We start from the raw sequence: 11818 nt of genomic DNA, 5'->3' as shown, positions 1-11818 counted from the left end.
AATTGAGTGGTAGGCGATTACCAACCAGGGTTTTGCGTCAAATTAGGGTTGAGTTGCATCTGGTTAGTTGGAATTGGAATTAAGTAATTTTTCTCGCTAAACTTTCTTTCTTTCACTGGGTCAGCGATTACATCACCTTCGGCGGTTAATGGCGGTGGTGTCTTAGTGTATTTTGTTTCAAATTCTGTTCCCTTCCAACGAACCCCTAATGAAGGTTTGGTAAGTTCGATATGTGCGATATACCAACGTTTTAAGTCGTCCATTCTAAAGTTTTCGCCTTGTAATTCTACAGCTCTTTCTCTGCGAATTTCTTCTCTCATCGACAAACCATTATTGTTGACTAAAGCATTACTTAATACGGGCATATTTTTATTGATTCGAGTACGCACCAAGTTCAAGGATTTATTCAAATCATTATCACTGATTGAACCGCTTCGTTCAAAAACAGCTTCTGCATAATTCAAATATACTTCTGCCAAACGAATTACTGGATAGTCGTAACCTTCTTGATTATTAGGAACTTGTCTTTCTGCCGACCACTGTTGTCCGTTATAGCCAGTTACGTCACCATTCCAAGGGTCATGAATTCGGGCATTCATCATATCAGCAGGACCCCAGTCCCAATTGATGTGATAATTGACTGCATTTTGCCAATAAGGACGACCCGGAATCATCATGAAATTACTCATTCGATTATCTCTGTTTTTATATTCAGCGTCTAATTTTTGTCTGCTAAAAGGCATTTTGGTTTTATCAATTGGCAAACCGTCGCTTGATAAATACATATCTGCCATTGTACGACTCAAATCTGGCCCTAAACTGTAAAAAGAAATTGAACCGGGGATTGTTCTAAGCAAATTATTTGATTCATAACGTACACCTAAAATATACTCTTGATTTGCCGCTTTGGTAACACCTGCTGGATTTGACTTTTGATTTTCTAAAATAAAAAGATACTTCAAGGCTGAATCACCCAAGGCAACAGGCTTAAATAATGAATATTGGGCACTGCTAATAACTGCCTCAGAATTACTAATGGCTTTATCTAACAATGTGTTGGCTCTTGTGATATTTCCTCTGAATTTCTGCCAAGTACCTTCATACAAAGCTACTCTTCCTAAAAAAGCCTGAGCTGCCCCTTTGCTAATTCTACCTTTGTCTCCTGCTAAAATCGTATTTTCAATCGGTAAATCAACAATGGCTTCTTCCAAATCTTTAATGATAAAATCAATTGTTTCGTCTCTTGTATTTCTCGTTGCTTTCAATTCTGGAGAGTCCACATCTAATACATCTTTTACCAAAATTACACCACCATAAGAAGTAAGTAATTTGTCAAAATAAACGTATCCTCTGAAAAACTTCGCTTCAGCTACATAGGTTTTAATTTCCTGAGGTTTTGGATATACTGCCGCTTTTGCCAACATATAATTAATAGATCTTATCCATTTATAAGCATCGTTATAGTTATTATCGTTTGAAACTACAGTATTTGTTCCTCTAGCTAATGCACCTCTGTCTGGACCTAAATCGGTTCCTAAATGTCCATCTCCATTATTATTGCCGAAAGTGCGTAAATAGCCATAAAAATTATTGGCTGCCAATTTAAACTTGGTGGCATCATTCCAGAAATTTGCATCTGAAACTTGGTCAAGAGGTTTTAAATCTAGGGCATTCTGGCAACCTAGCGAGATGACGATAAACATCATTCCAAGCCATGTAGTGATATATGTAATTGAATTCTTTTTCATTTCAGTAATTTGTTTTAATATTAAAAACGTATCCAAATGTTAGTTAGAAAGTAATGTTTGCACCTAAAGTGTATAATCTATAAAACGGATAACGTTGAGCTCCTACGCTAATACTGTTTGTTTGTTCTGGATCCCAATTGTCTTGTACTTTCGTGAATTCCCAAAGGTCGTTTCCAGAGAAATACACTCTTACTTTTTCAATTTTAGCCTTTCTTGTAATACTTTGCGGAAGCGTATAACCAACAACTAAGTTTTTCAAACGAACGTAGCTACCATCTTGAATAGACCAATCTGAAATTTGGTAATTGTAAGCAGTATATGAACCAAAACCTTTATTGGTTGCTGTTGTTAAAATGGGTAATTCAGCATCAGGATTTTCTGGTGTCCAAGTTTTACCTATCCACCAAGTAGCATGTGCTTGAAAAATGTTTAGGAAAGGAGCACTCCAGTCAGAGCGGCGATAAACATTTCTTTTACCTACTCCTTGAAATACTGCTGAAAAATCAAAGCCTTTCCATTCTGCTCCCATGTTTAAACCAAAAACATAACGAGCATCACTTCTTCCTAAAAACACCACATCACCATCTGCAATAGGATTACCGTTGGCATCTTTTTTACCCAATAAATACTGGTCGGCACCTGCATTGGTTAATTTACCATCACCGTTAATATCTGTAAACATATTGAGTCCTCTAATCATTTGTGTAGCACTTGGCATGTTTCCGACATTACTACCCGGCACTAATTTAGCGTATTCAGCAGCTTGGTCTGTAGTCTGGATTCTTCCAGCGTATTTGTAGCCAAAGTATGAACCTAAAGGATAGCCTTCAATTGTTTGTTGTCCTGCCACAACAATATTTGCTCCGCCATAATTGATTAGTTTATTATCGTTATCGCTCAATGTTCCACTTACATGATATGATAAACCTCCGATTTTATCTCTCCAGCCAATAGATGTTTCCCAACCCCAAACTCTTAATTTACCAATATTGGCTGTTGGTGCTGTTGCTCCTAATACAGAACTGTAAGTCTGTGGTAAAAGCATATTATTGTTCTGTTTCCAATAGTATTCAAATGAACCAAATAAGCGATTATTCAATACGGCATAATCTAAAGCGATGTTGGTATTTTCTACTTTTTCCCAAGTACGGTCAAGACTTACCAAAGTTCCCGATGCACCAGCAGTAACTGAACGAGAAGTATAACCTCCTAAAATTGGCCCACCAGCTCCTAAACCAATTAATTGAAGATAATCGTACAAACCAATACCTGTTTGATTACCAACATTTCCGTAAGAACCTCTTAATTTTAATTCATTCACAAAGCCTAGTTTTTTCATGAATTCTTCTTGTCCGATTCTCCAACCAGCTGATACTCCTGAATAAAACTTCCAACGATTACTTGGGTCAAATTTTGATGAACCATCATAACGTGCAATGATTTCTAATAAATACTTATCATCAAAATCATAATTCAAACGACTAAATCCTGAAGCAATAGCCCAATGGTTACGGTTCTGGAAATTTGTTTTTGTCGTATTATCTCCCAAACCAAGTCCTAAAGAAGGAACATCGTTACTTGCCTGATAATTGGTTTGACTTCCGAAATAACCAAACTCATCTTTTTCATAATTACCGCCCGCCGTGATGGCTAAATTATGTTTATCCGCAAATTTGTTTTGATATTCTAAGTAAGCATTACTATTAAAATAAGCATCTCTGATGGCTGCTTCTGAATAGTAAGATTGTGCTTGAGTAGGATTATCTTGATATTGATAAGACTCCGTATAATTATAAATTCCTGTAATGTATTTATACTGTTTTTTGAAGTCTGTATTTGCCCAGTTGTAACCAACCGTTCCAATTAAATTCAAGTGTTTCAAGAGATTTAACTCTAATTTTGAATTAACATAAATACGGTTGTTAAACTGTTTGTCTTCACCGCCTAATTCCAACAACCAGTTTCTCGCATTCTGAGTACCCCAAGCATAAGGTTTACCACTAACAGTTGCAACTGGGAAACCCGGTTGTGAACCAACATTGATTTCAGATTGGCGGCTCGGAATAACTAAATCGTTTTGTTCAAGAGAAATATTAGTGGTTAGTTTTAATTTTTCCGAAAACTTATAGTCGAAGGCAAAACGAATATTATAGCGTTTATTAGAGTTTTGTCCCCATTCTAACATACTTCCTTCGTTCATATAGCCCAATGAAAGGCGATAACCCATTAAATCAGTTCTTGCCGATAAACTTAAGTTATGTTGCTGAGACATCGCTCTGCCTTTTCCCCATAAAATATCAATTGGGTTTGTATCAAAAAAAGTATAGTCTTTTACATCTGTAAAACCGATGGTTTCGCCTCCTGCAATGTATTCAGGCGTATTTTTGTCAATGTAACCACTGGCAGGGCGATTCATCCATGCTTTTGCATATTTTGTCCAAATCCAGTTTTCATCTGGTACACCACCTGTTGAAGCATTTGAAATAGCTTGATACATCAATTGTCCATAATTGCTACCATCTAAAAATGATGGTTTTAAACCCATTCTTTGTTCAGACATTGAAATATCATACTGAATAGAAGGTTTGCCAGATTTAGCACGTTTGGTGGTAATCAATACAACTCCACCTGCGGCTCTTGCTCCATAAATAGCCGCTGCCGCATCTTTCAAAAAGGAAATATTATCAATATCATTGGGGTTGATAGAGTTCAAAGCATTCATGCTAATCAAGGGAGAGCCATCAACAATGATTAATGGATCGGCATAATTAGTAGAAGCAGCGCCTCTGATTTGTAAATTCCAACCTGCTTGCCCCGGAGCAGCAGAACTACGAGTAACAATAACGCCCGGAACTTGTCCTTGTAAAGCAGATAGAGGATTTGCGACTGCTCCACGATTGGCTAAAACCTTATCATCTACACTACTTACCGAACCAGTCAAAGTAGCCTTTTTACGTTCACCATAACCTACTACAACAACCTCATCCAATGCCTGAATGTCTGCAACCAAGCTAACGTTGATTACTGTACGTTTATTCACAACTACTTCTTGGCGAGTATAACCAATAAACGAAAAGACCAAAGTTGCATTTTCATCAGGAACGCTAATGCTAAAATTACCTTTTGAATCTGTCGTTCCGCCTTTAGCACTTCCTTTGATAGAAATACTTACTCCCGGAAGTCCTTCGCCTTTTTCAGCATCTACTACTTTACCCGTAATAGTCTGGTCTGCTAATGATATAATAATTTTTGAGTCATTTACTTTTGTGATGTTTCCCAAAGCATTCGCTTCATTCGTGAGCATCAAAGTAAGTGCCAAAGGAATCTGATAAAGACTTATCCTAAGGACTGATGAAAATGTTTTGTTAATTTGTAACATGTTTTTCATACACTTTTGTTTAATTTTTTGGACAAAAAAATCCCTGACACCCTTTTTCAAGGGCGTATTCAATTGTTGATTAATGAGCACCGCTTTCTCTAGCAATTCTGCTATTTTGTGTTGTTATACATTTGTTTTTTCTACATATAAAAAGATTATGGAATGTTTAAACGATTAAGCCAGTTTTGATAAAAAATAGAATGCTTACAAACGCACTCTATTGGCATTAAATAGTTATTTTAAATATAAAGAAAGTACAACAGTTGTTTTGTAACCTTGGAAAATCAATTTTTTTAAATAAAAAATTGCAATAAATTTAAGTAATTGATATACAGGTATTTAAAATTGCCGTATTATGCAAATGGATGAAAGATTACCGCTTTACTTCAGATTTTATAAACTGAACATCTTTAACATGTTGCCCTATTACAATATTCCCTGCTACTGGATTTGAGATGAGTTTGCCATTTATTTTCACATTTTCAAATACAATATCTTCTACTTTTCTCGTCGCATCAAAGCCTTGAAGTAAACTAGGATTGTCCAAACGTCCTTGATAAGTAATATTTTTAAATTTTACATGTTGAATGCCTCTTCCAGCCGCAGCACTATATTTTTCGTTGAAATATACTCTAAGATTAAAAACCTGACCTTCTTGAAATTTTTCTATGCGGATGTCTTCATAGAGAAGATTGCGAACAAGATTATTATCGCTTGCATTGATGGATAAACAACCTTGATAATTACGGTCGTCTTCGTCATGTTCTAGGATGTCGATATTTCTTAAAGTAACGTTTTCTATGGTATCGCCAGCCCAGCCTTTTTCGGCATTGCCATGTAGCCCAATATTGGTAGGATGGGCAATGTCAGCCCAAAGAGTTGAGTTTTTCACAAGGATATTTTTAACATTTCCATAAAAATTCCAGCGATGAGCATAAATAGCGATACAATCGTCTGAAGTACGCAAAAAAACACCATCAATAAGTACGTTCGAACAACTCATTAAATCAATGCCATCTCCCCAACCTTTATGACTAAACGACTTAATATTTTTGATAATAATTCCCTGACTTTCACCACCATAAACAGTATAATGTTCTGGATTGCGAACAACGATTCCATCTACTTCAATGTTTTTAGCGTGCATGATTTCTATGCCACGTTGCGGGTTATCAATAATACCCCTGCCATAAATTTTTACATTTTCTACTTTACTACAAACCAATTTGCCTTTTAGTACTGCTCCGCCATCAATATACACTGTTGTATTACTCGGAATAATAAAAGCTTTACCTGTTGAATCTTTCGGAAAATGTGTTCCTGCTCCGAAATACATCACATTTTTATCTGTCGCTTTAGGAATATTTTCAAGGATTGGATTCGCAAAAACATGCAGGTTGTGTAATTTATCGCCATTTACTTCAACGGATAGATTAACAGGCTTGTTCAAAACAAAATGAATCGTATTGTCTGTAAGGGTTGATTTGATTCCATGTGACAAAGGTCTAATTTTCACAGAGTGGATATCACCATTGTTTTTTGTGATAGCTAGTTCTATCGGCTTGGAAAAGTCGAAATTAACCATTGAAGCTTCTTGCACATTATCAGCATCAACCTTTACTTTGTATTCATATAAATCTTGCCATTTACCTCCAATAGAGCGCACTCTTACAGTAAAATCATCATTATGAGCCGCATAGTATAGTTCTTTAGGAACAGAATACGACACGATATTTTGAGCATATCCAACATTTTTTATCAGACAAAGTAATAATAATGGTAAAAAAGCTAATTGTATTTTCATAATTTGTTTTAAATGTTTGTTTTATAGGAATAAACCTGATGAACAGATTTATGTATAATTAAACGATTAAGCAAAGGCAATTAAAAATCTGCTCCAAACAGTATTTTATCCAAAGAAAGCCAGATATGATTTTTGTAACCTTCGAAAAAGAATTATTTTTCAAAAAAAAATCCAATGTATATGTGGAGTGAACTCAAACCAGATGTTATTTAATATTGTATTCTGGATTTTGATAGAGGAGTATAGCTAAAAACATGAGTCATCCCGAATTTTACCAAACAATAGAGATTTTAGAGAATCAAAATAAAATAGCCACGCAAAGGCGAAATATAGGTAGAAGAGGCTAAATAAAAAGCGGGCGAAAAACTAATTTCGACCGCTTTTTATGATTGTAAAATTTGGAATGGCTCATGTGCACTAATTTTAATCTCAGAAGCTTTTAGTCCATTCGTTAATTATTGACTTATAATTTTGTTCCTTCAACAGTAAATGGCTGATTGTAATACCTTTTGCCCGTAGATTTATACAAAGCATTCGCTACTGCACCAAATACTGGTGGGAAAGGAGGTTCGCCAAGCCCAGTTGGGTCAATGTCGTTTTGTACAAAATGCACATCTATTTTTTTAGGGGCTTCATTATGACGAATAATGCGGTAATTATGGAAATTACTTTGTTCTGCCGCACCGTCTTTATGCGTTAAAGCGCCATAAAATGAATTGCCAATTCCGTCAACTACTGCACCTTGTACCATATTGATTGCCGCATCAGGGTTTACGACAACGCCACAATCTATGGCACTGGTTACTCTTTCAACATAAGGCTGACCGTCACGAATCACCATATCTACTACATGACCTGCATAAGAAGCATGGCAGAAGTAAGCGGCTACACCTCGTTTTTTTCCACTATTTTCTGGTTTTCCCCAGCCAGATTTTTCTCTGAGTAATTCCAATACGCCTGCATATCTATCAGCGTCATATTCATTGTTTTTGCCTACTGGATTTTCTTTGGCACGTTTCAACAAATCAAGACGGAAGGCGATTGGGTCTTTGCCCATAGCTTCGGCTACTTCATCCAAGAAAGATTGTTCTGCGGCTGCATTAAAGTTGGAGCGAGGTGCACGGAATGCACCAATGGTAATATTAGAAGGAATTTCCCAGCCTTCGGCTAAGTAATTGTCAACAGCACCAGCAGGGAAACGATTGGCATGAATAGGATTTTCAGGAATACCACCGCCTTTTACATGAAACGCAATCAGATTTTTATTAGCATCTAAAGCCGCACGATAAGTAGCTGTGTACATCGGGCGATAGATTCCGTAACTCATATCGTCTTCACGAGTGTAAATCAATTTTATCGGTGCTTTCAATCTTTGAGAGATGCGAGCTGCCTCATATACATATTGTGCGTAAGCTCTACGTCCAAAACCACCACCCATTCGGGTCATCTGAATTTCTATTTTATCAGCAGGTAAATTCAAAATTTTTGAAAGCGTAGGCTCCATCCAACCGGGTGCTTGTATTGGTCCAGCTACCAAAGCCTTACCTTCTGAAACATGAGCGAAGAAGTTCATTGGCTCCATGGTATTGTGTGCCAAAAACGGAGCATTATAAGTACGTTCGATAATCTGAGCAGCATTTTTGAAAGCTGTTTCTGGGTCGCCATCTTTTCTTAATTGCTGTGCAGGCTTTTTAGCGTATTCAGCCATTAATTCCATTTGGCTACTTGTCGTTTCTAATCTTCCCGGAACGGTCACTTCTCTTTTGCCACCTCGTCCCATCATGGTTTCTTTTATATCGCCAGCCGCTTCCCATTGTACTTTGATTTTTTTACGGGCGTTCATTACTTCCCAAGTAGATTTGCCTACAATGGCAATCATTTCGTTGAAAGTACGAGTATCAAAACCCGCTTGTTCAAAACCATCATCGTATAATTTAAAGCTAAAAATATCTTTAATACCCGACATTTTTAAGGCTTGCGAAGCATCGAAAGATTTGAGTTTCATACCAAATGCAGGCGGATGCTGAATCATGGCAATCAGCATTCCTTCCACATGATAATCAATTCCGAAGAGGGGCTTACCTGTAACTACTTTTAGTCCTTCAGTATTTTTCTTTGAATTTCTTACAATCGAAAAGTCTTTTGGAGCTTTCAATTTTACATCTTTCGGAACGGGAATGGTAGCCGCTTTATTCGCCATTTCACCATACTTCGCAGATTTGCCACTTGAATGTGATAAAACACCCGCTTTCGTCGTGATTTCACTGGCAGGAACGCCCCAGGTTTGAGCCGCCGCTTCAATAAGCATTTGTCTTGCCGATGCTCCTGCGTTTCTCAAAGGTTTCCAGTACATTCTTACTGAGTTACTACCGCCCGTAAATTGTGGCCCTAATTTCACGTTATCGTGTGGCCCCATTTCTACGACTACATTCTTCCAATCTACGTCCAATTCCTCTGCCACCATCATCGGTAGCGAAGTCATTACGTTTTGACCAAATTCTGGGTTCGGACATATAATTTTGATAACATTATCAGGAGTAATTTTAATATATCCGTTGAGTTCATTCCATTGTTCAGGCAAATTCATCGCAGCCATTTTGTCGGCGGTTTGAGCATTTGCGAGCCAACTGAAACTCAGCATTAATCCACCGCCTGCAAGAACGGAAGACTTTAAAAACGAACGACGATTTTGTGTATTTGTATTTTCCATTTCCAATCAGGTTTAAGGTTAATTACTTTTTTGCAGCAGCTTTAATCGCCTCTTTGATACGTAAATAAGTACCACAACGACAAATATTTCCACTCATATAGTTATCAATATCTTCATCTGAAGGATTTGGATTATCTTTCAATAAAGCCGCCGCACTCATGATTTGTCCTGCCTGACAATAGCCACATTGAGCCACGTCGTGTTCAATCCAAGCTTTTTGTACTGGGTGAGTACCGTTGGCAGATAAACCTTCGATAGTTGTAATTGCTTGTTTACCCACTGCCGATACTGGTAAACTACAAGAACGTACCGCAGTGCCGTCCAAATGAACAGTGCAAGCACCACACATAGCCATTCCGCAACCAAATTTAGTCCCTGGCATATTAAGATGATCTCTTAAAACCCAAAGTATTGGCGTTGAAGGGTCAACATCTATTTGTTGTGTTTTCCCATTTACTTTTAAAGAATATTTTGCCATAATGTTGTATTTACTTTATTATTGATATTTAACAAAAATATATGAATAAATCAATGGTAAATAATGTTTTTCAAATAAAAACTTACGAAAATCAAATAGACACTTTTGTTGGAGTAAGAAGATGAGTCATGATTTTAGACAGCTTCATTGTATTTATGTTATTTCTTAATCTGATGTGTATCTCGAACACTACTGAAGGTCAAGGCTAACATCTTCCACGCTTTGCCTTGTTTTTGATATACTTCTGTTACAGTAAATTCTACTTTAGCTTCATTTCCTCTAACGATGGATTCAAGTGTTATTCTATTCCAAACAATGGCGGTTTTTCCAGAAACTTCTATCGCAGAGTCATGGATAGTAGCTTTTTTATACCAAATACTTCCTGTTTTAATGATTTCAAGCTCCTCATCTTTTTTCCAAGTACCACTCATGTGAACAAATTTTGATTTATCATCAAATAATTTATCCAACTTTTCTACATCTTTATCAGCCATCCATTGCCATTTGTCTTTGGATAATTGTAATACTGTTTGCTCTTCACTAGTATTTTGACTGCTCTGTTGAGCAAAGATTAATTGTACACTAACGATTAAAAGTACGAGACTAAAAAATGAAGATTTCATATTTTTTTATTTAAAAGAATATTCTGTGGTACAAAAGTAGATACTTTAATGACAGAGAATAGTATAAAAATTACTGCTTTTTCTACCATTTTCACTGATTGAAATCTGTGCTTTAAAATAGTTTTAAGAGAATGAGTACTTTTGTTTCAAATCAGAAAAAAATGGAAATTTTATATCCCATCAATAACATCAGTAAGTATAATGCTGATAATAATCACAAAACACTTCATCCTTTGGTAAGTGTGATAGATTTTTCAAAAGCTCCAGAAAGGAATTGGGGTACAGAAGCCAAAACGATTAAGTTTCAGTACGGGCTATATTGTATTTACTTGAAAGACGTGAAGTGTGGCGATATTCGTTACGGAAGAGATTATTATGACTATCAGGCGGGTACTTTGGTGTTTTTTGCGCCGGGGCAAGTAATGGAAGTAGATAATTTGGGTATAAGTTATCAGCCTGTGGGTTATGGATTGGTTTTTCATCCAGACTTAATACATGGAACCATTTTAGCCAAAACTTTCAGTGATTATAATTTCTTTAGTTATAAAACCAACGAGGCATTGCACATTTCTGATGATGAACGCCAATTGGTGTTAGACCTTTTTGTCAAAATTGAATTAGAATTAAAACAGCCCGTTGATAAGCATAGCAAGAAACTTATTGCTTCAAACATAGAATTATTTCTTAATTATTGTGAGCGTTTTTATGACCGACAATTCATTACAAGAGATAATGTTAACAGAGGAGTTTTAACAAAATTTGAAGATTTGTTGAATAGCTATTTCCTATCAGAAAAACCACAAAGCATTGGTGTGCCTTCAGTGGCTTATTGTGCTAACACACTACATTTGTCTGCGAACTATTTTGGGGATTTAATAAAAAAAGAAACAGGACAAACCGCAAAAGAATACATCCTGAATAAAACGATTGAAATTGCTAAAAATAAAGTATTTGAAGGCGATAAAACCGTCAATGAAATTGCTTACGAGCTGGGTTTTAAATATCCGCAACATTTTACGAGATTGTTCAAACAACGAGTAGGGTGTACTCCAAATGAATATAAGAATTTGAATTAA

At 36.3% G+C, this 11818-nt stretch carries 7 protein-coding genes; 1 reads left to right on the top strand and 6 read right to left on the bottom strand.

Annotated features, from left to right (window positions below):
• Nucleotides 1-17 precede the first annotated feature (17 nt).
• From VB798_RS15155 to VB798_RS15130, 6 genes are all read right to left on the bottom strand, one after another.
• Complete coding sequence (locus tag VB798_RS15155) at nucleotides 18-1748, bottom strand: RagB/SusD family nutrient uptake outer membrane protein (protein WP_323259778.1); 1731 nt, start codon at nucleotides 1746-1748, stop codon at nucleotides 18-20.
• A gap of 43 nt (nucleotides 1749-1791) precedes the next feature.
• Nucleotides 1792-5127 (bottom strand): SusC/RagA family TonB-linked outer membrane protein, encoded by a 3336-nt coding sequence (locus tag VB798_RS15150; RefSeq protein ID WP_323259776.1) that lies wholly within the window; start codon nucleotides 5125-5127, stop codon nucleotides 1792-1794.
• A gap of 373 nt (nucleotides 5128-5500) precedes the next feature.
• The gene (locus tag VB798_RS15145; RefSeq protein ID WP_323259774.1) at nucleotides 5501-6931 is read right to left on the bottom strand and encodes a glycosyl hydrolase family 28 protein; all 1431 of its coding nucleotides are present in this window, start codon (nucleotides 6929-6931) and stop codon (nucleotides 5501-5503) included.
• A gap of 463 nt (nucleotides 6932-7394) precedes the next feature.
• On the bottom strand, nucleotides 7395-9641 hold the full coding sequence (locus VB798_RS15140; protein ID WP_323259771.1) for a xanthine dehydrogenase family protein molybdopterin-binding subunit: 2247 nt from the start codon (nucleotides 9639-9641) through the stop codon (nucleotides 7395-7397).
• A gap of 22 nt (nucleotides 9642-9663) precedes the next feature.
• Nucleotides 9664-10119, bottom strand: a complete 456-nt coding sequence (locus VB798_RS15135) for a (2Fe-2S)-binding protein (RefSeq protein WP_323259769.1) — start codon at nucleotides 10117-10119, stop codon at nucleotides 9664-9666.
• 158 nt (nucleotides 10120-10277) lie between these two features.
• Nucleotides 10278-10742, bottom strand: a complete 465-nt coding sequence (locus tag VB798_RS15130) for a nuclear transport factor 2 family protein (protein ID WP_323259767.1) — start codon at nucleotides 10740-10742, stop codon at nucleotides 10278-10280.
• 161 nt (nucleotides 10743-10903) lie between these two features.
• Between VB798_RS15130 and VB798_RS15125 the strand changes: the two genes are divergently transcribed.
• Nucleotides 10904-11818, top strand: coding sequence for a helix-turn-helix domain-containing protein (locus VB798_RS15125; RefSeq protein ID WP_323259765.1), 915 nt, complete (start codon nucleotides 10904-10906; stop codon nucleotides 11816-11818).

The organism is Arcicella lustrica (assembly GCF_034930985.1).
In the GTDB taxonomy this organism is placed as follows: Bacteria; Bacteroidota; Bacteroidia; order Cytophagales; family Spirosomataceae; genus Arcicella; species Arcicella lustrica.
This window is presented reverse-complemented; position numbering and strand designations above follow the sequence as displayed.